At 51.1% G+C, this 23,223-nt stretch carries 22 protein-coding genes, 1 tRNA gene and 2 pseudogenes; 16 read left to right on the top strand and 9 right to left on the bottom strand.

What is annotated here, in order from left to right; all coding sequences use genetic code 11:
* Both Q1K07_RS07795 and Q1K07_RS07790 read left to right on the top strand, forming a co-directional pair.
* A pseudogene (locus Q1K07_RS07795) lies at positions 1–215 on the top strand (hypothetical protein); the annotation flags it as partial.
* Between the two features lie 144 nt (positions 216–359).
* Positions 360–2,708 (top strand): glycosyltransferase, encoded by a 2,349-nt coding sequence (locus tag Q1K07_RS07790; protein WP_300309532.1) that lies wholly within the window; start codon positions 360–362, stop codon positions 2,706–2,708.
* 679 nt (positions 2,709–3,387) lie between these two features.
* Here Q1K07_RS07790 and Q1K07_RS07785 read toward each other — a convergent pair.
* Both Q1K07_RS07785 and Q1K07_RS07780 read right to left on the bottom strand, forming a co-directional pair.
* Positions 3,388–4,014, bottom strand: coding sequence for a glutathione S-transferase family protein (locus Q1K07_RS07785; RefSeq protein ID WP_300309531.1), 627 nt, complete (start codon positions 4,012–4,014; stop codon positions 3,388–3,390).
* 201 nt (positions 4,015–4,215) lie between these two features.
* On the bottom strand, positions 4,216–4,386 hold the full coding sequence (locus tag Q1K07_RS07780) for a hypothetical protein (protein ID WP_300309530.1): 171 nt from the start codon (positions 4,384–4,386) through the stop codon (positions 4,216–4,218).
* A 393-nt stretch (positions 4,387–4,779) separates the two neighbouring features.
* On the opposite strand from Q1K07_RS07780, the gene Q1K07_RS07775 reads away from it, so the two are divergent.
* The 3 genes from Q1K07_RS07775 to Q1K07_RS07765 all read left to right on the top strand — a co-directional run bounded on the left by Q1K07_RS07775 (position 4,780) and on the right by Q1K07_RS07765 (position 6,731).
* Positions 4,780–4,998: a hypothetical protein gene (locus Q1K07_RS07775; protein WP_300309529.1), complete on the top strand. Its 219-nt coding sequence runs from the start codon at positions 4,780–4,782 to the stop codon at positions 4,996–4,998.
* A gap of 355 nt (positions 4,999–5,353) precedes the next feature.
* Entirely contained in the window at positions 5,354–6,097 is a 744-nt protein-coding gene (locus Q1K07_RS07770; protein WP_300309528.1) for a Hint domain-containing protein, read from the top strand.
* 439 nt (positions 6,098–6,536) lie between these two features.
* A complete protein-coding gene (locus tag Q1K07_RS07765; protein ID WP_300309527.1) occupies positions 6,537–6,731 on the top strand; it encodes a hypothetical protein in 195 nt (64 codons plus the stop codon).
* A gap of 208 nt (positions 6,732–6,939) precedes the next feature.
* Here the strand turns inward: Q1K07_RS07765 and Q1K07_RS07760 are convergent, their stop codons facing one another.
* Positions 6,940–7,206 (bottom strand): hypothetical protein, encoded by a 267-nt coding sequence (locus Q1K07_RS07760; RefSeq protein ID WP_300309526.1) that lies wholly within the window; start codon positions 7,204–7,206, stop codon positions 6,940–6,942.
* A gap of 527 nt (positions 7,207–7,733) precedes the next feature.
* Between Q1K07_RS07760 and Q1K07_RS07755 the strand changes: the two genes are divergently transcribed.
* From Q1K07_RS07755 to Q1K07_RS07745, 3 genes are all read left to right on the top strand, one after another.
* Positions 7,734–7,991: a hypothetical protein gene (locus Q1K07_RS07755; RefSeq protein ID WP_300309525.1), complete on the top strand. Its 258-nt coding sequence runs from the start codon at positions 7,734–7,736 to the stop codon at positions 7,989–7,991.
* 350 nt (positions 7,992–8,341) lie between these two features.
* Positions 8,342–9,121 carry a glycosyltransferase gene (locus Q1K07_RS07750; protein ID WP_300309524.1) on the top strand — a complete coding sequence of 260 codons (780 nt, stop codon included), beginning with the start codon at positions 8,342–8,344 and terminating at the stop codon, positions 9,119–9,121.
* Between the two features lie 179 nt (positions 9,122–9,300).
* The gene (locus tag Q1K07_RS07745; protein ID WP_300309523.1) at positions 9,301–9,888 is read left to right on the top strand and encodes an ATP-dependent zinc protease; all 588 of its coding nucleotides are present in this window, start codon (positions 9,301–9,303) and stop codon (positions 9,886–9,888) included.
* A 187-nt stretch (positions 9,889–10,075) separates the two neighbouring features.
* Here Q1K07_RS07745 and Q1K07_RS07740 read toward each other — a convergent pair whose 3' ends face one another.
* Positions 10,076–10,516 carry a CBS domain-containing protein gene (locus Q1K07_RS07740; RefSeq protein ID WP_300309522.1) on the bottom strand — a complete coding sequence of 147 codons (441 nt, stop codon included), beginning with the start codon at positions 10,514–10,516 and terminating at the stop codon, positions 10,076–10,078.
* Between the two features lie 500 nt (positions 10,517–11,016).
* On the opposite strand from Q1K07_RS07740, the gene Q1K07_RS07735 reads away from it, so the two are divergent.
* Entirely contained in the window at positions 11,017–11,463 is a 447-nt protein-coding gene (locus tag Q1K07_RS07735) for an SRPBCC family protein (RefSeq protein ID WP_300309521.1), read from the top strand.
* 54 nt (positions 11,464–11,517) lie between these two features.
* Here Q1K07_RS07735 and Q1K07_RS07730 read toward each other — a convergent pair whose 3' ends face one another.
* A complete protein-coding gene (locus Q1K07_RS07730; protein WP_300309520.1) occupies positions 11,518–14,055 on the bottom strand; it encodes a bifunctional diguanylate cyclase/phosphodiesterase in 2,538 nt (845 codons plus the stop codon).
* A gap of 544 nt (positions 14,056–14,599) precedes the next feature.
* On the opposite strand from Q1K07_RS07730, the gene Q1K07_RS07725 reads away from it, so the two are divergent.
* Positions 14,600–15,655 (top strand): L,D-transpeptidase family protein, encoded by a 1,056-nt coding sequence (locus tag Q1K07_RS07725; RefSeq protein ID WP_300309519.1) that lies wholly within the window; start codon positions 14,600–14,602, stop codon positions 15,653–15,655.
* A gap of 201 nt (positions 15,656–15,856) precedes the next feature.
* Positions 15,857–16,441 carry an NAD(P)H-dependent oxidoreductase gene (locus tag Q1K07_RS07720; RefSeq protein WP_300309518.1) on the top strand — a complete coding sequence of 195 codons (585 nt, stop codon included), beginning with the start codon at positions 15,857–15,859 and terminating at the stop codon, positions 16,439–16,441.
* 127 nt (positions 16,442–16,568) lie between these two features.
* Here the strand turns inward: Q1K07_RS07720 and Q1K07_RS07715 are convergent, their stop codons facing one another.
* Positions 16,569–16,844 (bottom strand): hypothetical protein, encoded by a 276-nt coding sequence (locus tag Q1K07_RS07715; RefSeq protein WP_300309517.1) that lies wholly within the window; start codon positions 16,842–16,844, stop codon positions 16,569–16,571.
* Between the two features lie 303 nt (positions 16,845–17,147).
* The gene (locus Q1K07_RS07710; RefSeq protein ID WP_300309516.1) at positions 17,148–18,125 is read right to left on the bottom strand and encodes a zinc-dependent alcohol dehydrogenase family protein; all 978 of its coding nucleotides are present in this window, start codon (positions 18,123–18,125) and stop codon (positions 17,148–17,150) included.
* Positions 18,126–18,384: 259 nt separating this feature from the next.
* On the opposite strand from Q1K07_RS07710, the gene Q1K07_RS07705 reads away from it, so the two are divergent.
* The 4 genes from Q1K07_RS07705 (at position 18,385) to Q1K07_RS07690 (ending at position 20,717) form a co-directional block, all read left to right on the top strand.
* A complete protein-coding gene (locus Q1K07_RS07705; protein WP_300309515.1) occupies positions 18,385–18,711 on the top strand; it encodes a YnfA family protein in 327 nt (108 codons plus the stop codon).
* Between the two features lie 655 nt (positions 18,712–19,366).
* Positions 19,367–19,570: a hypothetical protein gene (locus Q1K07_RS07700; protein WP_300309514.1), complete on the top strand. Its 204-nt coding sequence runs from the start codon at positions 19,367–19,369 to the stop codon at positions 19,568–19,570.
* A 190-nt stretch (positions 19,571–19,760) separates the two neighbouring features.
* Positions 19,761–19,958, top strand: a complete 198-nt coding sequence (locus tag Q1K07_RS07695; protein ID WP_149284715.1) for a hypothetical protein — start codon at positions 19,761–19,763, stop codon at positions 19,956–19,958.
* A gap of 327 nt (positions 19,959–20,285) precedes the next feature.
* On the top strand, positions 20,286–20,717 hold the full coding sequence (locus Q1K07_RS07690; protein WP_366945042.1) for a DUF1090 domain-containing protein: 432 nt from the start codon (positions 20,286–20,288) through the stop codon (positions 20,715–20,717).
* Positions 20,718–20,728: 11 nt separating this feature from the next.
* On the opposite strand, the pseudogene Q1K07_RS21260 reads toward Q1K07_RS07690, so the two are convergent.
* Positions 20,729–20,914 (bottom strand): annotated as a pseudogene (locus tag Q1K07_RS21260) (hypothetical protein); the annotation flags it as partial.
* A gap of 485 nt (positions 20,915–21,399) precedes the next feature.
* Here Q1K07_RS21260 and Q1K07_RS07685 point away from each other — a divergent pair.
* Positions 21,400–21,490, top strand: a tRNA-Ser gene (locus Q1K07_RS07685).
* Positions 21,491–21,851: 361 nt separating this feature from the next.
* On the opposite strand, the gene Q1K07_RS07680 is transcribed toward Q1K07_RS07685, so the two are convergent.
* The gene (locus Q1K07_RS07680; protein WP_149284733.1) at positions 21,852–22,490 is read right to left on the bottom strand and encodes a dihydrofolate reductase family protein; all 639 of its coding nucleotides are present in this window, start codon (positions 22,488–22,490) and stop codon (positions 21,852–21,854) included.
* Between the last annotated feature and the right edge of the window lie 733 nt (positions 22,491–23,223).

Raw genomic sequence — 23,223 nt, 5'->3', positions numbered from 1 at the left:
TTCTTGCCAATGGTACTGAGGCAGAGACCTACATCGACTATATCGAGCGCAAGGCGTTCGACAACTACGACGAGTACGTGGCGCTCTACGGTACTGAAACGCGAATCGTCGAGATGCCGCACCACCGTATTTCGGCTCGCCGCCTGGTGCCTCTGGCCCTGCGTCAGCGCCTCGGTATCGAGCTGAATGAAGCACCGATGGCCAAGACTGCCTAATAAGTATTTGGCAAGGCCTGAAGGTTCACGAGAGTGATGCCGACAAAGCACCGGCCGGATATGGTTCATGCCCTTCTGGCCGGTGATCTTTGTCAATGTACCTCTGTGTCGAAAGTACAATGACAGGTTGATGCAAGTGCAGCTATGGACGATGTAACGGTAAAAAGCCGCTCAGGGGATGCCGAGCAGAAAAAGCGTGTTTTCCAGCAGGCACAACGCGCCATGACAGTAGGAGACCTGGACCAGGCAGAAATGCTGGTTGTCCAGGCCATGCGTTCGGGTAGCCCTCATCCTGGCGTGCGGCGCCTATGGGTTCGAAGTGCCTTGCGTCAGGGCAAGGTCGCTGCCGCCAGAATGCGAGCGGAAAGAGCTGCCAAGGCACAGCCGAATGATGCCGAGTTTCTTGTGCTTGCTGCCCAGTCCATGGCAGCGGCTGGCCGTCCTCGCCGGGCCTTGAAACGCCTTGATATAGCCATCTCGCGTTGGCCCAACGACTTTCGGCCACGGCTTTTGAAGTTCAATCTCCTGCAGCGGCTTGGACTCACCTTGCCAGCTCTGAAAGTGCTGAAGCGCTTACGCAAGCATTGGGCGGACCAGCCAGATGTGCTGCTGGCTGCTGCTGAGTTCTATCGTAACCATGGGCGTCTCCGTGCTGCGAGAGGGCTGCTTGAACATCTACGAAACCATCATCCGCAACATCGCCAGGCTCGCGTCGTACGGATAGATTTGGCCAATGCAGCGACTGACGGTCAAGAGCCTTCTCCATTACCTGATTTATTGGCGACGGTGCGTGACAGTACAGTGCTTTCATCCGCTGATGCAGCGGAACTACTGCAGGCAGTGAAGTTTGCCAAGGTTTCGGAACTTGCCTCTGTGTGTGAGGAGGCCTTGGAACTCGTGGGCGGTCGAGTCGACCAACTAACGGAACAGGATCAACTGATGCTGTTCCGGCAAGCCGAGCGCCTGGGGCATACAGAAGTCGCGCATCGGGCACTCGCCGGGATCCTGGATAATGGCCCGCGCCGGGGCCCCGTCGCTCTCGCGCTTTTCCGCAAAGCCATGACCTCGCTGGGTAGTCAGCAGGCTGATGTGGTGGCATCGCGTCTACTACGCTATATCCCTAAGGCTCAGCAAGCCTCAGTTGCGGCAGATTTTGCGCTGTTGGTGGATGGTCCGCATATGGCACTCGAGCGCCTGCGCCGTGATAAGCGTCAGCGGCGCTCCCCTCAGGAGGCTCTCCAGCTTGCTCGTTTCCTGCGGCTCGGAAATCCTCAGCTTGGCTTGCGTTACCTTCGCTTCTGCCGCAGGCAGTGGCCTGATGAGGCTAATCTCAGCCTACTGCATGCCAAACTGCTGATGGATGTTGGTCGGCCCAACGCCGCGCGCAGAGTGCTCTCCACACCGATTCCCGCTGCTCGACACAATGAGTTTACGCAGACGCGTGCTCACAGCCTGTTGGAAAGCGGGCACTTGCGTGCGACAAAGTTGGAACTCGACAAGGCCCGCGACTACATCCCTGACAATGGGATCGTCGCTATGCGTCTGCGAACGCTGATCACGCTTGGGCGAGATGATGAAGCACGGCAGCTTATTTCAGAGGCCCAGCGTCGAGGGATGAACAATCGAATTACTTCTGGTCATTTTTCGACTTCCCTGCATGGAAGCCTGATGAGTGATCTGGCATTGTATCGCCACGAACAGGCAGCCTTGCCACCAGGTGAATACGATGACTATCTGGCGGCTCGCTACGTCCATGCCGCTAGCACCGTGATCGAGCGTCACTCCGAACACACCACTTCACCGGCCTATGCCGGGCAGCGCCTGATACCGCGTCGGGTGTTCCAGTACTGGAATGAGAGTACTCCGCCGGAGACCGTGATGGAGATCATGCAATCCTGGTCCAGTCTGCCGAATGTGGAGTATGTTCGCTTCGATAGCCAACAGGCACGTACCTTCCTGAGAGACACTTTCGGGGCTGATTACGAACGTGCCTTCAGGCTGGCGAATAATACTGCGGAAGGGGCTGACCTGTTGCGTCTTTGCTACCTGCGCCACTATGGTGGTGTCTATGCTGATGCAGATGATCGGATGTGTGGCAAATGGAATGCGCTCATTCCAGCAGGAGTTGGCCTGGTCTGCTTCCAGGAACCTTTCAATATTCTGGCCAATAACGTCATTGCGGCTGTTCCTGGGCATCCTGCGATTGTGCGAGCCTCCGAGATGGCAGCTGAAGCACTGCTGTCGCGCGATAATGAGAATACCTGGAGCAAGACGGGGCCGGGGCTGCTGACACGCGCGGTTGCCAGCTATCTGAAGACGTCCAAGCCTTCACGACCGGAAGAGAAGGTGGCCATCCGGCCAAACTACATACTGCGCAGACAGGCTCAGATCCATATCCAGTTACCGCACAAGAAAACTCGTGGCTACTGGAATGCCGCCAACACGACCGGAGTTGACATGACGTCATTCTTCACTGGGGATGAGCGCGGCTAGCATTTTGCAGCTCTCATTGCTGCCATGCGCCGTGTTTTGCGGAAGCTGAAGTCGGGTAGTTCTTTTTCATTAGAATTAGGAATTACCCGGCTAATGCTTAGGTATTCTTAGAATGCCGTACATTTTTGCCGGTTGTTTATCATGCGTGGTGACTGCATTAATTCTTTTGTGCTACTGATTTCCCTTGCCATGTGCAAGAGGAAATGCAGATGTTGTCCCGTTATGGAGTGACGTCGAGGCCGTTATCGCCTAACACGCCCGACCGCGAGTGGTTGATAGTCGATATGCGAAATTCCTGTCATCACGTATATGCCAGGTTCGCTACAGAGCTTGAAGCCCGTGCTACCGCTGCCCGTTTGTGCTTTGAAGTCGAAATGGAGAGGTTGCGTGGTCCCAGTGAGAACCAGGATGAATAATGTATGGGAAAGGGAGTTCGGAGAAGAGAAAACCAGTAGCAGGCTGGCTTCCTGGGGCGCGGTATTTTATACAACGTTTGGAGGAAGGCGGTTGCTTGGAGGGTAGGTGATTGATAAGGCTGGCAATACTTGTCCAATGAGCACCAGGAGCGTTATCCCTTCATGGGGTTTATGGACATGAATACATGCATGGCCCCGCGAATCTAGCGGGGCCAGTAGAGAGGAAAGCTATCTGGAAAGCGGCGAAGCTGTTTTCCGGGTGGCTAGTTTTTCTCCATCGCGGCGAATGCTTGCGCGATGCGTGGCGGTGCAGTGGGACGCGCATACATGTGTTCCAGATAAGCAAGCAGATGAGGGCAATCGGCTAGCAAATCTTGCTCATTGGCCCAGTCCATCAGATAGGCTGTCACGCAGTCTGCAGCCGTGATGCTGTCCCCTGTAATAAAGCGCCGTCCTTCCATGTGCTGGTCCAATATGGCGGCCATGTCGACAAAATCCTGTCTTGCTAGCTCGATGTCAGCAGGTAGTCGCTTGTCTTCCGGGTACAGCATGGTATGCCGTGCCATTCTCCACAATGGTTGCTCGAGCTCTGTCATTGCAAACATGATCCAGCGATAGACTTGCGCTCGTTCCTTAATGTCTGCAGGCAGCAGTCCTTTGTCGGGATACTTTTCCGCTAGATAAAGGACGATGGCCGCGGACTCTGTGAGAATGAGGTCGTCATCTACCAGAACCGGGACCTTTCCTGCCGGGTTGAGGTGGAGGAAGTCAGGATGCAGGTGCTCGCCCTTGACGAGGTTGACCGATATGAACTCGCATTCTATGCCCAGCTCTTCCAACCCCCAAAGAACACGGAGTGATCGCGTTGGACCAAATCCATACAGCTTCATTGTGATGCTCCTGTAACCAGATTCTATTCATGGTGAAAGAAGGATCTGGCCAAGTAGCTGACCGCACGTTTTTCGGCGTCGTAGACCAGACCCCTTGCATGACACATGCCGTGCTTTGGTACATGTCATTCACTGTCAGGGTCGAACGAGCCACCGTGGTATCGACATTATTGCCGGCTACCTATCACGTTCGCGGAGTCATCACGAAGTCGGCAATTCTTCGTCGTCCTTGCGTTCTCGCTGGGTAGCTTGGAACGTAGAAACAATTTCGCGAGCGCTTTGGCTCGAGGCATTGATCCGATTGTCGATATGGTTCAGCAGCACCAGTTGGGCGACCAAGAACGCAAAGCAGATGAGCAGGCTTTTTAACATATGGGCATTCATCGTCTATCAGGGGGGGATTGCTAGCATGCAATGTAACATGATGTTGGCCATATCGCAGCACGCTTGCTTGACAGCTCTATTGTCATCTTTCCTCTTGACAGAGGAATGATGGCGTCGGTGTTCAGATACATCAGGCCATCGCCGTGGAAAGACCTCACGGAGCGTGTTTTTGGTGCACCACACATGGGTAGAGCCCATGAGAGTAGAGGAAAGTGTGTTTATATGGTGCATTGAGTCATATTGTAATTCGTTGTTTCAGACCAGATAAGCACTGTTTCATGATAATACAAACTTTGTTTGACGAAATGGCTCTGCCAAACAATAGTTGACTAGCTGTCACTGCTCTAAAAAACAAGATCAACGCAGGAACGGGAGAAGGTAATGCTTGAGTCTACTATTCGTACTTTGAGTGACGACGAAGTTAGTGTGGTCGCTGGTGGTATCAGCTTTGATCAGGCCTATTCAGACTTCAAGGAAGGCGGGGCCTTGCTAGGTGCAGGTGCAGGTGCATTGATTGCGGGAGCTTATACTGGCATTGCTTTGACGCCAGCATTGATCCTGGGCTCATTGGGCGGCCTTCTGGGGGGTACCTTGGGCTGAGCTTCCGAGCGAGGCATATACATAATCAGCCTGCCCGCCTGCTATGGATGGGTGGAAATAGGCAATGCATCAAGCATTGCCTGTTTTATTTGAAAAATAATAACAACCTGCCTCATGGACTTGAAACAACAACAAGGTCTATTGGATAAGGCAGGAATTCGAAGCGTAGTGAACTCGAAGCGCGGTGTCAGACGATCCTGATTAGGATCATCCGGGATGAAATCGTGCAGTAATTTGAAATAGTTACATGCAATGAATGTCATCCTGAGAGAGGGGGTCTGACACTTAACGATAACCCATGGCAATTCCGGCGATCCGGTAATCCATAGGCCAACCCAGTCGAGGAGACACGACAATGAGTACAAGCATCGAGGATGTCATCAAGGACGTTGTAGGAGATGTCATCGAGAACATCCAGGACGTGATTGAGGAAGAAATCCTGCCTGCCATCGAGGACGCCGTAGGGGACATTGTCGAGGAAGTGCAAGATGCACTCGAAGAAATCGGCATCTGCTTTGCGGCAGGCTCAATGATTGCCACACCCAACGGTGAAGTGGCAGTGGAGACGCTGTCCATCGGTGATCGGGTGATGACTGCAAGTGGAGAGCAGGTTGCAGTGAAGTGGATTGGTCATCAGACCTTCCGTCCTGTGGCCTCGGGCAATGAAAAGCTTCGCCCCGTGCGTATCAGTGCAGGTGCCCTGGAACCTGGCAAGCCGAACCGTGATCTCGTTCTCACTGCCAGCCACGGTGTCATCATTGATGGACTGGTCATCAATGCCGGTGCACTGGTCAACCATGGCTCGATTGACTATGTCTCGTGGAATGAGCTGCCCGATACGGTGACTTATTACCATATCGAGACAGAGAATCATGAAGTTATCCTTGCCAATGGCACTGAAGCGGAGACCTACGTCGATTATATCGAGCGCAAGGCATTCGATAACTACGATGAATATGTAGCGCTCTACGGCAACGAGACGAGAATCGTCGAAATGCCGCGGCACCGCATCTCTGCCCGCCGCCTGTTGCCTCTGGCCCTGCGCCTGCGTCTTGGTATCGACATGGATTCTGTGCCTGAGATCGCCAAGACGGCCTGAGCATCTATTGCATGATCTAAAGCACGGCCAGACATGACAGATTGTCTGTCTGGCTGGTGGAGGGCAGCAGACACGGCATCTACGGACAGAGACTGTCCAATTGTTACTCGTCAGCCAGCGCCAATCGCAGAGCCAGGGCAAGGCCAGAAATGGGTGTGTCGTGGTCAGCGCAAGATGAGTCGCCAAATGATCTGCCAAGGAGTTCTGGTGCCCTTGATCATGCTCTGCTACTGAGAGGACATTCCTTGAGCTGAGTCCGGTGTATGTGGTGAACAACCTGCATGACTCAGGTAGAGGGCGATGGAGCGAGGAGGATTGTTACACCTTCTAACTCCTTGTAAATTATCGCTTATCAACTTCACGATTCAAGATTGACCTGAGCTTGGTGGGGCGAAAATAATCGCGTTGAACCACCAATATTCCTATTCTGGAGAAAGTCATGAGCGAATCAACGATGCGTACTTTAAGTGATAATGAACTCGACGCCGTTGCTGGCGGTTTCAGCTTTGAGCCGTCTGTTTCAATAAATGGTACCGAGTTTTCATTCGATGAGTTGTCGGATTTTGCACAAGGAATGCTGGAAGACACGGTAGAGAGCTTTCTGACCGGTTTCCTGGGCAGTTTCTTCCGCTAAGCCGATCTCGGTGCGTTGGCGTCAATAGAGGCTCCACTGCAGAGTGGGGCTTTTTATTTAGCCACTGTGAATTCAAGCCATGGTTCCACATGGCGGAATGACAAGTCGCGACTGTGTCGCCTGTTGCGGTAGAGGCGGCTGTTTGTGTGTGGACCCAGAGTCTCTGTCATTGGCAGGAGCAACGTGATCGGTTGAGATGATGGATCTTTCAGGTGGTGCTCCTGGTCTGTTTTCGCAGGGAAAACAGACAATCCCAGTCGACATCAATCTCATCTCCAATGAAGCTGACGCGCTGATTGTGTTGGCTGGTGACCCCGATGATTCTGACATGGTAGCGGTTGTCAGAAAGTAGTCCCAGCACTAATAAGGTGAGAAGCTGGCCACTTTCATTTTGCGCGTGGGCCAAGTCCCCCACAGACAGGAACTTGGCATCGTCGCTAGGTTCGTCTACTCGTTTCAGCGCATTGTCGTCCACTTTCTTCACCTCTTGATGACAGCATGAGTCCAGGTTCGTGGCTCCATGTCATTAGAGTAGCACTGATATCATCCGAACTGAGCTAAGCGCTACAGCCAGATCTGTGCGCATTGTGTTGAATCTGCGCATATTTGCCTGGATGCTTTAGCCTCACCCTATCTGTATTCAATGCCGACCATAAGCCCATATGGGCTGGAATGTTACGTTGTGCATGATAATGTTCCTGTATATGAATGATGCTTGTTCATGCTTTTCTTCTGCGAACGGAAGCAGAAGTGAAGGGGTACATGATTTGTCTCGCAGGTTTCATGGAAGAAATGTATGCACCTGGATGGGGCGCAGATGCAGTGAGTAGAAGAATCATGAGGTGTTTCCAAAAGTAAATCTAAAGTTACATAAAGGACAATACCTCTCAAAAACAACACAATATATTTTTGACTCATACAGAATTATCGCCAATATTTTAAAAGCTGTATGTCCTTTCAAAAAAGAAAATCGCAATCTGTAACGCAAATCTAGGGGGAATCATGTCTGAATCTACACTTCGTGTTCTGAATAATAATGAAATTGATGCCGTAGCCGGTGGTATCAGTTTTGACGATGCATATGGTGACTTCATCGAGGGCGGCTCCCTGCTCCTCGGCGGTGCTGCCGCTCTGGTCGCAAGTGCTTATACAGGTATTGCCTTGACACCTGCACTCATTCTGGGTTCCTTGAACAGCCTGTTGGGGAGTCTGGGAGGCCTCACGGGTGGTGTTACAGGTGGACTTCCGCTGCTCTCTTAAGTTAAGTCCTCATTCGGTAGCCGATGAAATATCGATACCTGTAACGATAGCTTCATGATACCGATATCTTAATGATAACGAGAGTTCAATGATGTAGCTTCAGGCAGTGCCATTGGGCACTGCCTGTTTCATTGTATGACGACAATACTGAAAGATAGGGAATCGCTGGGCAGAACTTGAATAGCTGAGTGCATTCACCTTTTCTTCATCTTTTTCTGTTTATCATCCCGTCAAGCTGACACTGTCAGTTCTGTATCTGCTTTGGATATCTCCCCCGATCTTCATTCTTGGACAGCATCGTGCGACAGAGGCAAGAACTGTCGCGGTGGATGAAACAGAGGAAGTGCCCTATGATTTTCACGTTAAGGCTGGCTTCGGGAAGGATTCTGAAATTCATCGGGGCCATATCCAAGACCTTTTCGTATATTTTTCATAGCGTGGTGCCCCATCATCGTTTTCGAATTCCTGCACAATCCAATGCCATATGGTTGCGTGATAATGAAAAAGATCATATTCCTAGAACCTTGTGGCAGACGAATTACACTGAGAAAGTGACCTTTCCAGTATATATAAATTATCTAGTGAATAGGTTGATGGGATTTAGTTTCAATTATCGCTTCATGACTACGGGCGATAGAATGAATTATATTAAAGATAATTTTTCATCAGATATATACGATTGTTATAGGAAGCTTCAGATTGGGGCCGCCCAGGCTGATCTATGGCGACTTCTTGTCATCTACAGGGAAGGTGGTGTGTATATGGATATCGATGCACATGCCGTATGGCCTTTGGAATTTCTTGTGGCACGTCATCATGAGCTGTTTATCGCCACAAAGAAAGGTGAGTTATCCAATTACTTTCTGGCTGCTTGTCCATACGACCCTCATGTTAAAAGGGTCATTGATACGGTCATTAGCAATATTCGTGAGAACAAGATTTATGGTGTCTTTGATATGACAGGGCCCGGAGCAATGAATGTGGCCTTATCGATGGGGGAAGTCAATAGCATCCCTAATCGTTCGGTCTGCATTCAGGGCTCATTCTCAAACGAGTACTTTCAATATATAGATAAGAAAGAGGGGAAGTGGACCAGGCAACAAAAAACAACCAGGGTGGTGGGCTCATAGGGCATGGATGGAAGCCCATGAGAGAGCTTGGAGCGTGTAATATGAACTGAAGATGAATAGGATCTTCATTCTGATGACAGTTCTCTCGGGCATCATTCGGTCATGTGTGAATCGGCGAACAGGCCGACAGGACATTTCAAAGCCGGGAAAGCTCTGAGCGGCCAACCCAAGGAGAAGCAATGTTTAAGTCGACGCGCCATACCTTGACCACGTGCCTTGCTGCAGGTCTGATGAGCACGGGGCTGATCAGCAGTGTGGCGATGGCCAGTGATGGGAAACACAGTACCTATGGCTGGGTAGAGAAGGTGACCATCGACCCATCTTGGGGGCCTGAAGTCAAGGCCAAGCTCGATACCGGTGCATTGACTTCATCAATGCAGGCGGAAAATATCGAGGAATTCGAGCGCGACGGAGAAGACTGGGTGCGTTTCGATGTCGAAGTGGAAGATGAGGCAACTGACGACACGATTTCGAAGACCTTCGAACGTGAGGTCGTTCGCAAACTGGCACTGAGTGGAGCAGGTGGTGAGGATAGTCGTCCAGCAGTATTGATGACTGTCTGCGTTGGAGGAGAATTCTATGAAGAACAGTTCAGTCTCCGGGACCGCGACGGTATGATTTACCCGGTATTGCTGGGGCGGCGTACTATTCAGGATTTGGGAGCAGTAGATGTTACCCAGACATTCATGCATGACGCAGACTGCGATGACGACTCTCCTGTACATGAGTACAAGGACAAGGAATACGATGAAGACATTGGTGCCTGATCCTTTGGTCTCGGGTAACCAGGACACATCAAAGGGCCAGGAGGCGTCAAAGTGACTGCCCCCTGGTCTATAAGATATTGCCCATTCTGTACAGCCCATCACGACGGAGAGCCCATGTGGTGAATATGGATATGAGTGCGGTATGAGGAGCTGCACAGGGATACAGCGTTCTTCAGGCAATAGGCACTCAGTGATGGGCAGTTACTGCTGAGGTAAGCTCTCCAGATTGTTCATTGGCCACCATATGTGAAACATCTCCGAGGCTCAGCATTCCCACCATGCGCTTGTTGAAGTTCATCACTGGCATGCGACGCAGGTGCTGCTCCTCCATTAGCTGTATGGCAGTATTCATGTCGTCGTCTTCAAAGCACCACTCGATACCTGCGGTCATTACGTCGCGAGCGGTCAGTGAGGAAATGTCTCCTCGCGCTACGCCACGGCAGACGATGTCTCGGTCGGTCACCATGCCTATCAGCTTATCGTTTTCGCCAATGGGAACCGCACCAATGTCTTCGTCGCGCAGTATTTTCGCGACTTCTGACAATGACATGTCAGGGTGGCACCAGGTACAGCCCTTGTGCATTGCCTGCTTGACGTGCAGGGGCGACATTGCTTGCTTGACTTTCATGACTGCCTCCGGATGCTACTTACCGAGTGCAGCTTAGGTTGTCTAGATGCATCAGCTTTCGAGCACGCAGGTGCTTAAGTACATTAATTCCTCATATACAGCTGCTCCTTAAGTACTAAAGCACTTCATGTGCAAAAGCTCTTCATGTAAAAAGACCTCCAAGTGCAGCAACTCTTCAAGTGCATTAACCCTCTATAAATTCACTCGACTTTACTGTCTGAATTTAAACCATTCCATGTGCTTCGAAATCTTATCGATTCCTCAGCTGGTCGGAGAACCGGCGGTGTCTGCTCGTCGCACCTCCATCGTGACCAGCTATTGATTGATTTTAGGCCAGCTCATGGATTTCAACAGTGGAAATCAACCATCATGGTGATCAGGCAGGATGAACTGGCGGTGCTCCATTCGTGAAAGAAGTCGGGTTGTCGAAATCGCACTTGCCTGCTCGACTATAGAAGGTGGTTCCCTTGGAATGGAGTCAATCAGAGGAGTAACGCGTCATGCCCAGTACCATCCGTCTTCATCGCGTTCTTCGGGCGTCGCCTGAACGAGTCTATCGAGCTTTCCTTGATCCCGCTGCCTTGGTCAAGTGGCTTCCACCCAACGGCTTTGTCGCCCAAGTGCACCATCTGGACGCTCGTGTCGGTGGTTCCTACAAAATGTCGTTCACCAATTTCACTACAGGTCAGAAGCATTCTTTCGGTGGGGAGTATCTGGAATTAGTGCATGCAGAGCGAATCCGCCATACAGACACCTTTGATGCCCCTGGCTTGCCTGGCGAGATGCAGGTGACCGTTGCGCTAACCCCTGTATCATGCGGGACTGAGCTGAATATCACCCAGGAAGGCATTCCCGATCTCATCCCCGCAGAGGCCTGCCATGTCGGATGGCAGGAGTCACTGTCCTTGTTGGCACAACTGGTCGAGACGGAAATTCCCGATGAGTAGGCGGCGCTGAAAAAGAGGCGGTCGTAGTACCGCCTCCCGCTGCGACTGTTCGGCTCATCTTGCTTCGAGCCATTCGATGACTCTTTCGGCAGGCATAGGCTTGGCTATCGCATTGCCTTGTACCAGAGAGCAACCCAGAGCCAACAGTAGATTACCTTGTGCCTTGGATTCAATACCCTCTGCAATCACTTGGAGCTTGAGTGTTTTTGCCAGTTGGATAATGTTGCTGATAAGCCCGCGGCTATCTTGGTCATCGATGATATCGTGCACAAAGCTGCGATCAATCTTGAGGATGTCTATAGGTAGTTTCTTGAGGTAAGACAAAGAGGAGTAGCCTGTGCCAAAGTCATCCAAGGCGACTTTCACGCCTTGGCTTCGGCAGTGATTAAGAACAGCCTGTGCTGCTTCAACATCATCCAGAGCGATGCTTTCCTGAAACTCCAGAATCAGACACTTGCTGTCAACATCAGGGTGGCGCTTGAGCGCTTGTCCAAGAAAAGCAGAGAACCTTGGACGCATCAGGTGGTTGGCGCTGACATTGAAGCCCAGCATCAGGTGAAGCCCCTGCTGCTGCCAATATTGCAGCTGGTCGAGGGCCTGTTCGATCACCCATTCACCTATCATGTACTCCATCTGTGTGCCCATGATCGCGGAAAGGAATGATTTGGGCTTCAGTATGCCTTTTTGGGGATGGTGCCAGCGTAATAGAGCTTCGAACCCTATGATTTCATCCGTGACGAGATCCATCTTGGGTTGATAGTAAAGACAAAATTCACCATTTTCTATTCCAGAAGCCATGCGCTCCTGCTGCAACTTCTGGGTTAGGTCAAGTTGATCTTCCCCCTGGCTGAAGAGATGGTAATTGTTTTTTCCGTATTTTTTTGCATGATACATTGCATGATCAGCATGTCGAAGCAAAGTATCAGCACTGGCGGTATCTCTGGGGAATAGAGAAACACCAATACTGGCTGATATGTGAATGATGCTATTTTGAATAGTAATCGGCTCAGCAATGATATCCAGGATTCGCTGAACGAAACCGATATACTCAAGTTCGTTGTCCAGCCCTGTCAGCAGAATGGCAAATTCATCGCCTCCCAACCGTGCCAGAGTATCGCAGGAGCGCATGGCTTGACGAAGACGTTTGCTGACCACGATTAACAACTGGTCTCCAGCAGCATGTCCAAGTGTATCATTGACTGGCTTGAAGCCATCAAGGTCAAGATAACAGACAGCTAGTACATCTCTTTTTATCTTGGACTCTTGAATTGCTCTTTCGAGCCTGTCAGAGAACATAAGCCGATTTGGTATATTGGTCAGTGCATCATGACGTGCCAGGTGCTCAAGCTCTGCAGCATGATTCTTTAGATAGGTGATATCGGTGAAAACTGAGACATAGTGGAGAAGAGATTCGTTCTTGTCCTTGACTACTGAAATAGATAACAACTGGGGGTAGATGTCACCATTTTTTCTGCGATTCCAGACTTCTCCTTTCCAGCTGCCTGTTTCTTCAAGACTTTTCCATAGTGCATGAAAAAAAGTGCTATCGTGCCTGCCAGAACTAAGCAAAGAAGGATCGAGACCTATTACTTCATCTTTCTCGTAACCTGTAATGCGAGTAAAAGCCGGATTGACATTGCTGATACGATTATGAGAATTCGAGATCATGATGCCTTCATAACTGGATTCGAAGACACTGGCGGCCAGCCGTGATTGACTTTCTGACTTTCTTTGTTCAGTAATATCATGCCCAATACACAATACACTCCCATCAGGTAAAGTAATATTAGCCCACAAGGTCACGAGCTGGTCTCCCCAGCGTGTTTGAGGCCGCCACTCAAGAAATTCACTGCCATCATTAAATGCAAAGACTCTTTCTATGGCTTCACGTTGCTCCGTATCTGGGTAGAAAAGAGACATGGGGTCGGGGAGTTCTTGAAGCTCTCGATGAGTCCAGCCAAAAACACGCTCACACTCTGTGTTCCACAAGATACAGTGCCTGTGGACGTCGAATGCGTTGATCATGATTGGTGTCCGCTGAAGCAAGGTGCGGATTCGTGATATTAGATGATTTGCCGAGTGATTAGAAATTTTCTGGTTCTTTTCGTATTCATTGTCTTGCAGAAAGCTCTTGAAGTGGTTCGCGATAATCTTCAATCCTTGACGCTGATCAGAGCTCAATAAATCAGACAGACTTCTATGAGAAATAACCAGAAATCCGATCAGTTCACCCTCAGATTTAAGCGGAGTAAAGCTTATTGATGTGTTATTTGTTGAAGTGTTATCTCCCAGAAACGCATTGAGTTCTGGAAAGGCTGTAGCCACGATGGGTCGATAGAAATCTTGATGCTCAATAATGCCTTTTAGAGAGCTGGTGGGCAACGAAAGTTGATGCAGTTTATTTTTTCCTTCATAGGAAAAGAGGGTGACCTGACTGCTATTATCGTTGAGATGAACAAGCAGAAGGTCTGATGCATCATAATGTTTTGAAAGAAGGATGCGAACGCTGACATTGTTTGCCATGTCGTTATTAGCATGCTCAATAAAATTCGCAATATCTTCAAGCAAGTCGGCATTGGTTAGGTATGCCATGTTCCCAATCCCTGTGCAGTTACCGGTTTCCATCACCAGGTCGGTCAGTAGGCTGCCAAATACATGGTGTGCAGCGTAACTCGCTACCTGGTAAAGGATTTCAGTTGTTGTTGATATGAGGAGCTGGCATCGATTGTGATTGTTTGTGAAGCATAGAAGATACCGAATGCCATGTGGGAACGATATCAAGAATAGATACTTTTCCAAAATTCACTGAGTAATGATAATTCAAATATTTATAATAAAGAGATATTGCACACACTTCTTTATGCAAAGAAGAATTCATCTGGCGGGGAGAATAGTGCAATGAACTGCATTGTCGGCATTCATGATCATCGGTATTCCTTACCATACTCCCTTGCCATAAATGTAAAACTGCTCTTCTCATGAGGTGCGCCCATGATGGTCTGGCGTCTGGCGTCTGGCGTCTGGCGAATAGAGGAGAGCCGGCTATGCTTATTGAACCTGCATAAGTGAATCGACATATGGCAGCGGGCGTTCTTTTGCTCTTTGTTGCTTGTGTGGATCCTTTGAGAGGTGTCCCATGATGTTGAAGAGTTCTCTCTGGCCTTTGGCTCGCCTGGCCTGGATGCTATGTGTGGCCACTTTCCTGCTCACCCCATTTGCCGTGGCAGAAGAGCTTCGCCGTGGTTACTACCATTTGCCTGAAAACGGTGACGTGGTTGGCAACGTCCTGGTCGTCAAGGCCAAGGAAGAAGACACCCTTATCTCTATCGGGCATGAATACGGGCTAGGTTATAATGCCATGGTTCGTGCCAACCCAGAGGTAAGCATCTGGTATCCAGGGGAAGGTACCGAGGTCGTCGTTCCGGGCCGCTTCATCTTGCCGGATACCCCACGCAAAGGGATCGTGATCAACGTTGCCGAGATGCGCTTGTACTATTATCCGGCCAACCAGACTGACATCGTTCAGACATATCCTATCGCGGTGGGCCGCATGGACTGGAAGACCCCGTTGGGTACAACGTCCATCACGGACAAGATAAAGAACCCATCCTGGTACCCACCCGCATCCATTCGCCGCGAGCATGCTGAAGCCGGTGACCCGCTTCCTGGCGTGGTCCCGCCAGGCCCGGATAATCCTCTGGGTAGCCGCAAGATGCGCCTGGGCTTTCGGGGGTACTTGATCCATGGCACCAACAAGCCTGAAGGCGTTGGCATGCGTGTCACTCATGGGTGCATACGTTTGTTGCCTGATGATGTCGAGCATCTGTTCGACCAGGTGGCGGTTGGCACTCAGGTACGTATCGTCAATGAGCCGACCAAGTTTGGCTGGTCTGATGGCGTGCTCTACGCTCAGTCTTATCCAGTCCTGGACGAAGAAGAAAGCGAGACGACCGTCCTCAAGCGTGTGGATGAGGCGGCCGATAGGGCTGATGCTCTGGCCGAGGACAGTGGTTTCCAGATCGATCACGGCATTCTGACCCAGGCGATCAAGGACTCCAGCGGTCGGCCTGTTGCTCTGGTTTCACCTCCTGCGGAGCCTCGACCGTTGCCTGGCTCATTGTATGACCATATTGGCTTGGCAGCCGATGGCGGCATCCAGACGGATTTGTCTCTGGCCGACAATCGCCTATGACAGAACCTTGCACTTTCGCTTTGGGCGCTTGAGCCTTCTTGCGCTGTATCTCCAGGTTCACGCCGCCGTTACCGGCGGCGTATTTTTGCAGTGGCTCAAAAAGTCTTTTGCAGACTAACGGGTTTATCAATTCGTCGTGACGCGTCAGACTTGTGGCCAATCGTTGCGCAAGAGCGCATGCATTCTAGTTCTGGAGATTCGATGAATATCTTGCTGATCAATGGCGCCAAGGCGTTTGCCCACTCTGGGGGGCGTTACAACGACACTCTGCATGAGCTGGCCCGTGGTGAACTCGCCGAGATGGGGCATGTCATTCAAGAAACCCGAGTGGATGATGGTTATGACACTGAGGCGGAGGTCGATAAGTTCTTGTGGGCCGATGTTGTCATCTATCAAATGCCTGGCTGGTGGATGGGGGCTCCGTGGACCGTCAAGAAGTACATTGATGAAGTCTTCACAGCAGGCCATGGCAAGTTATACGCCAATGATGGGCGCTCACGTACGGACCCAAACCGCCATTACGGCAGTGGCGGCCTATTGCATGGGCGTCGTTATATGTTGTCGCTGACGTGGAACGCACCGAGGGAAGCCTTCGATGAACCCGGTAACTTTTTTGAAGGTCGTGGCGTCGAAGCCGTCTACTTCCCGTTCCATAAGTCACAGGAATTCGTTGGTATGGAAGGAATGCCAACGTTCCTCGCCAACGATGTGATCAAGGCGCCTGATGTCGAGGGCGACATGACGGCTTACCGAGAGCACTTGCATAGGCACTTTGCCATTGCCTGAGAGTAGCGGCTCCACCTGCTGCTCTCCAATAGGGGGCTTGGTATCTAACTAAGCTCCTGGTATCCAACTAGGTACTCAATATGCCGCCTGGGACATCAGATGCCCCCAGGCGGAAACGCTCGCCATGTCAGGAAATTTTCCAGATCTGCAAGTGTGGCGCTTTCAGACCATTCCAGCGGGCATAGAAGTCAAGCCTGCGCTTGGCATTCTCCATCTCTCCAGGTCCCACTACTTCGTGATAAGTGTGCGCAAGGCAGCCAACCTCGACCTTGTCGTGAAGCTGATGTGATGCTTCGGCCCGTGGACGGCGCCAGAAGGGCAAGGCACGACGTACGATGCGAGCCTTGGGATAGTGGTGTTTCTCAGAAGGCATGTGGGGCAGCAGCAATGTTGTTCTGTTCATTTTGCATCCCTCCAGATTCCTTATGGATCCATGGAACTGACTCTTGGTCACTCATTGCTTGAGGGGGAAAGAATGACACCCATATATCGTCGAGTAGGCATCATCTAATCTTCAGAGTAGTATAAAAACAATGTTCGTAAACACTGTTTTTTAATTTTCATCAAAGTGTCTCACACTGCTCATGTCGCACGACTCGACGGATAGGCGGAGCAATAGAACATGATGGAGAGGGCTATGATGATCCGCTGAAGAAGTTGGCCCGAGGGTATCTCATGAGCCTTGAGCAAGGGACAAGTTGCCACTTCATTCCGAGTGTTGAAACGATAAAACCGGCTTGAATCTTCGTCCTGATTGTTGAAAGAGGGTCAGCGCTTCATGCCAGTTCTCCAACGGAATACTCTCGACTTCAGGGAGGCAGGAACCCCGCAGGAGGGGCCATATTTCCTGAAACCATGCTTGCCAGGTCGGAGGCTGCAGTCCGTCGAATTGATCGCGAATATGAAAGCGTGTCACGGAAGGGCCATGCATGGTCTGGGAAAAAGGCATACCTGATAGCAGTCCATAGGAAATGAGTCGCGCATGCTTGGGCATGGAGCCAAGCAGGGTCGTCGCGAGATTTCCACCTACTGCATCAAAGACCAGGTCAACGTCTCTTGCCCAGCTTGCGACTTCTGGTAGATAGCCTGCGTTGACAGGAATGGTGCCGCGTTTCAACAGATCTGAAGCATGGCGGGGAGAGCGATGAACCCCGACGACACGGGTCGCTCCTAGTGAGAGTGCCCATTGAGCCAAGAGTCTGGCGCACGTTGATCCCGCTGCCGTGACCATCACACTTTGTCCTGCGGGATGCCAGCGTTTGAGCATCAACAGAGCCGCCAGGGGGTTGATGTAGGCTCGCGCGGCAAGATGGTCAGGGATATCGTCAGGTACGCTGATCAGCCAGTCCGGGACGCAATCGACATGATCCTGCCATGTTCCAGGGCCTCGCAATGGGAGCACGCGCTTCCCGACAAGCTGTGTGTGCGTGGGAGGTGCTTCCTTGACGATCCCCAGCCCCTCATACCCTGCTACCAGGGGGGGCACCACGCGGTGCCGATAGGCTCCTGTAACGGGAATCAGGTCTGATGGGTTGATAGGGGACATGCTCATGCCTACGCGTACCAACCCAGGCTGCAGTGGTCCTGTCTTGAAAGTCTCCAGTCTCAGCGTCTTTTCCGGTTCACCGAAGGCTCGATATACAAGTGCCCGGTTTTCTATGCTTGCCAGTTCCTGATCCACCATGGATTCCTTTGTGTCGAGCTCCTTGGCTGAGCGCCAGGTAGATAATGTTCACCCCTCTATGCATGCCAATGACTATCGAGCCATGTTCGTATGGAAACATGTTCATATAGGGACAGAAGGACGCATGGTCATGATAGCGATAGATATCAATATGCAGAAGCTCATGATCAAGGCTGAGGCCGGCGCAGTTGTGAGGCTGGAAAAATATTGAAATCATCGGAACGACGAGATGCATTCTTCAGGAAACGAGATCTTATCAATGTGGACGATTCCAACTTTTTTTGTCGCGGCACTGGCTGAGATTGCAGGGTGCTTTGCTTTCTGGGCCTGGCTGAGGCTAGGAAAATCTGCTGCCTGGCTTATCCCAGGCACCGCTTGTCTCCTGCTGTTTGCCTGGGCGTTGACTCGAGTCGATGTTGATTTTGCAGGTAGGGCCTATGCTGCCTATGGCGGCATTTATATTCTCACGTCGCTGATATGGCTATGGAGCATAGAAGGCCAGCGTCCAGACCGTTGGGACATGACGGGAGCCATGATCTGTGTACTGGGTGCGCTAGTCATTGTGATGGGGCCCAGAACGGGATGAGCGTGTGAGATAACCCGCATGCGCTTGGCCGAAGGAAAGATGGGCATACAAGAAAGCGTTGCAGGAAGCGTGCAAACCGCCCGAGTTCGTCCGTTGAACTCAGACGGGCCAGAGATCGTCCGGTGACCTCATTGGCATCGCAGGGTGGGTGCCACTTGCAAGCAAGGGAAGCACCACGGGAAAGGATGTTAGCAGTGTTGGACTGGGCTGCAACTCGGTAAAGCATGATGATCGGAGAGATCTGAGTGGAGTGATACAAAATATATTGAAAATCAGCTTGTTATATAAAAAATGAGTAAGAGGAAGCTTTCCTTTGCCTAAGAAATCTTGTGTTGAAAAAGTAACAGTTCCCACTGTGCCACAACTTGCCTGAATGAGGTGTCCAGAGGTCACACGGGGCCATAGCGACCCATAGGGCATTAATCGCGCAGTACCTGACAACAACAAAATAAGCCACGCATGTGAAATGCTGTCTACTTCGATATGGTCACTCGTCTGGTTTCGTTGATGAGAATGGTGACGGCTTCCAAGAAAAAACGACTATGCTAGGGTAATAATAGTTTATAGATCGGGAAAAACTCTATTGGAAGGAGGTGGAAAGAGAGTCACTGAGAAACAAGACTAAAGCCTGGTATCTTGTCCAGGGGAGATTGTCATGCCATATAACTATCGTAATGGGTGGGTACTCCGTGAGATTGAATTCAAACTATGTCGAAAACATCCTGTCATTGCCGCAAAAATGACTAATGGGAATGAAACCATCATTCCATCCATTAAACTGCCTGAAAACTATAAGTCGCTCACGCTCTGGGATGTGATTGACCTTCTGTGGCGAGAAGCTCCCCGGGAGTTGCCATGACTTGAAGATAAACGGAGATGCCTCTCAATGTCACTGTGCTGAGATGATGAGTCACCAGAAAGTATAAAAAGAAAATTAACTTTACAAAATCCGTAGGTTGTACGGTGCTTGTGTATGAATATACAGTTGCGGTGTGGCTCATGCAGAGTAAATCATGATGGCTCACTCATCGCGCCTGGAGTTTATTCTCATGTCGCCAGAAGAAAAGCTTATCCATCAAATATCCCTGATGTTTGGTGCCGCATTTAAAGTGCTAAAGGATGTTGAGCCAGATAAAACCCGAGAGATGCTGGATGCTGCCATCTCGGAATGCCAGAAGACCGGATGCGGAGACGACTTTCCGCGCTCTGTAAAGACTGTTCTGTTTGGTGGGAATAACCCAGGCTAATACCATCTGGCATCCGGAAGAGCTGAGGGCTGACAGTTCTACCGGATGTCGGCATCATTATATGTCAACTAAGTCGTCATATGATCGGTACTAACTTCATAAAAGTACAAGCATAGCATTGTTTTCTCAGATTCTGATGATGAAAAAGCATCAAGAACGATCACTTCAAGACGCTTGTCTGAAAACAAGAATAAAATATTCGACCTGAAAGTCACTGCCTTCAACTTTCCCTTCATGGTGGTGTCGACACGATTAAGGCTGAGCTACCCATAGAGGCATGCCCCTGTAGGCGGCTGGGCGGGCTGTGCGATCGCTACACGATGCGCTATGCTCCCAGGCCCATTCCCTGGATACGGATATCGCATGAGAAGTCTGTACAAGTATTTGGCCCCATTGTGCTGTTGTCTTGCATTCGCCAATGGTGCGGTTGCCGATGATTCGGCTTCACCATGCAGCGACAAAGAAGCAGAAGTGCAGCGTCAACTGCAAATCGCCAAGGACCATGGTAACGAGGACCAGGTGCGCGGGCTTGAACGTGCCCTGGTTGGCATCCAGGAAAACTGCTCCCAAGAGAGTCTCATGGCGGACGCCGAGCAAAAGGTTCGCGAAGGCCAGGAGAAAGTGCGTGATCGTCAGGAAGATCTCGACGAAGCACTGGAAGATGGCGACCTTGAGGACATCCAGGAGCAACGGGAAGAGCTGCAAGAGGCAGTAGACGAGCTCAATTCTCGCATCGAGCAGTTGAAAGTACTCCAGTAAGCAGAAGCCCCTCATATTTTCCTGTTCAGCCCCTGGCGAAGGTTTGCCAGGGGCTGTGTCTTGTATGGTTCTGGGGGATATGCGGCAAGACGTTGTTCGTTGGCTATGGCCTGCCTTTCTCCCTCAGCCATAGACCAAACCCTCAGGGCATGAATCACTGGGCGAAGGTGCTGCCCATCATCGGTGAGTCGGTATTCGACCTTACGGGCACTTCGACAACGACGGTTTCCTGAATCAGGCCTGCTTCTTCAAGGGCAAGCAGACCGAGTGTCAGTGTATCTCGCTACGAGAGAGGCAAAAAAGCCGCCCGCAGGCGGCAAGTCGTTGCGACTGGCCTGGTTGGCCATGAGTGGTGAATGCTGCCGGGCGAAAAGGCTGCATTCACCCCGATGGCCAATGGCAGATCTGTCAAAGCCGCGGGGTGGGGGACCTGCCCATCACCTGCCGGCGATGAGCAGGGGCCCATTCTGGACTTCTTCCGAGCAGCGGTCTTATCCAAAAACGTCAGTTAAGACCTTGTTCTGTCCATCCGAGCCCGTAGGCTAAGCATGAGCCCTGCCATATAGCTTTCTGGGACATTCCGATACGCTAGTCGTGGAGCAGAAAAGGATGCTCTAACACATTGATCGGACAGAACTGTTGACGTTTGGAGAAAAGCTGGTAAAGTACACCGCCGTGAGCCGGAGGGATGGCAGAGCGGTTGAATGCACCGGTCTTGAAAACCGGCGTAGGTTAATAGCCTACCCAGGGTTCGAATCCCTGTCCCTCCGCCACTCACTACAGATTTCTTGAAAGGCATCAGCTATTTGGCTGGTGCCTTTTTCTTTTCAGGTGTTCTTCCATCGATTCCACAGCCCTTGCCGGTGATTTAATGTCACAGGAATGTGAGTGGGGCTTTGACACGGCTTTCCGTGTCCGATGGGGAGCGGATGCACATAGCGCTTCGTCACTTCACCCTTGCATGTCTGCTTGATCCCCTTCACGAGTCGCAACGCATCTTCCCAGTGCCGGATCTGGCACCCGGATCTTCCGGCGGGTCAACAGCCGCTTCCTGGAAACTGTCATGACCTGAAGTATCAGGTGCTGCCAGGGGCTCGTCTCATCAGAGGGTAGGGGCGCTTGTTAGGTCAGCCCTTAAGCGCGCACATACCGCAAGTGAGTAGCATCTGGAGTATTGAGCACCTCGTCGATACGAAACTGTGGCATGGACCCGTGAAGATTCTCGAACAAGCGCCTTCCACCACCAAACAATACTGGCGCTAGGGCAATTTCTAGTTCGTCAATGACGCCCAGTTTTAAATACTGTTGGATGACGTTCGCGCCGCCCGAGATACGAATATCGCGATCGCCCGCGGACTCTCTAGCCTGCTCAAGGGCACTTTCCAGGCCATCGGTGACGAAATAGAATGTTGTTCCGCCTGGCCGGGCCCAAGGTTCACGCTTTTGGTGGGTAAGAACGTACACGGAAGTGTGAAACGGAGCCTCCTCGGGCCATGAGGCCTCGCCTTGCTCGAACATTCTCTTGCCCATGATGTTAGCGCCACTACGCTCCATGGTGTGACGAAGCATGTCATTAACCGGGCCAGTCTCGCCACCTGGCCCGAACTTGAGGTTCTCGCGGAAATATTGCTGTTTAAGAATCCAGCCCATCAGCGCACCCCATTTTGCCCCCCATTCCTTGTACTCGGGCTTATCCCAGTTCTCGACTGTCATTCCTTCCGGTGCCATGTAACCGTCTAGACTAAGTCCAATGTTTACAAATATTTTGCTCATTGTATTTTTCCTCAATATTTCATGTTGTAGGTAGCACCTAGTCGAGTCTGGCATTGAATAATCGACAAACTAAACAGAATTTTCCGACTGAATCAGACGTATGGTGGCCGAACAGGCGTCAGGCCGCCTGGGGCAGTGGTTGATCGAAGTACACTCGTCGATCAGCTCCAGGTCATGGACCCGCAGGGCTTTGCGCTACACCGAGGAGCGATTGATACCAGAGTAATCGGCACTGGTATCGGAGGCTGATGTCGGGCACTTTCGGCTCAACCAGTGCCAGGCGCTGGGCTCTCAAGGATCAAGCCTGCGCGATAAAAAATCGCGTTCTATAGCAAGCACGGGACTGTCTTCTATGAGGAGGTGGGAGAGGAGAGGGTGATGCCTCAGACGGTTTGAGTGTGGCCATCCTGCGAGACGGCCTTTTCAGCGAAAAAGTATTGAATAAGTGTTGATTTAGCATATTGGCGATACAGGGGGGCATGTCCAACGCTGTAAGAACCCGTCGTCGAAGAAGGACATCGTAGTGTTCGCTACTTTGCGCATTCTCGTAGCAGTATTGGCTGCCTTCGCCTTTGTGGTCTTCGTATCACGAGCACAATCCTCCATGGCTCAAGATCCTTTGCTGGCGTTTGTTACCCATTACCAAGATGTTCCCAAGGTATTTGGGGCAATCTTTGGAGTAGGTGTTTGGGTCCTGTTAGGTACTGGTAAATGAGAAAGCTGCATTGTCGCG

It is taken from the genome of Halomonas sp. (genome assembly GCF_029263665.1).
GTDB lineage: Bacteria > Pseudomonadota > Gammaproteobacteria > Pseudomonadales > Halomonadaceae > Halomonas.
Note: the sequence above shows the minus strand (reverse complement) of the source record. Positions and strands in the feature narration are given on the sequence as shown.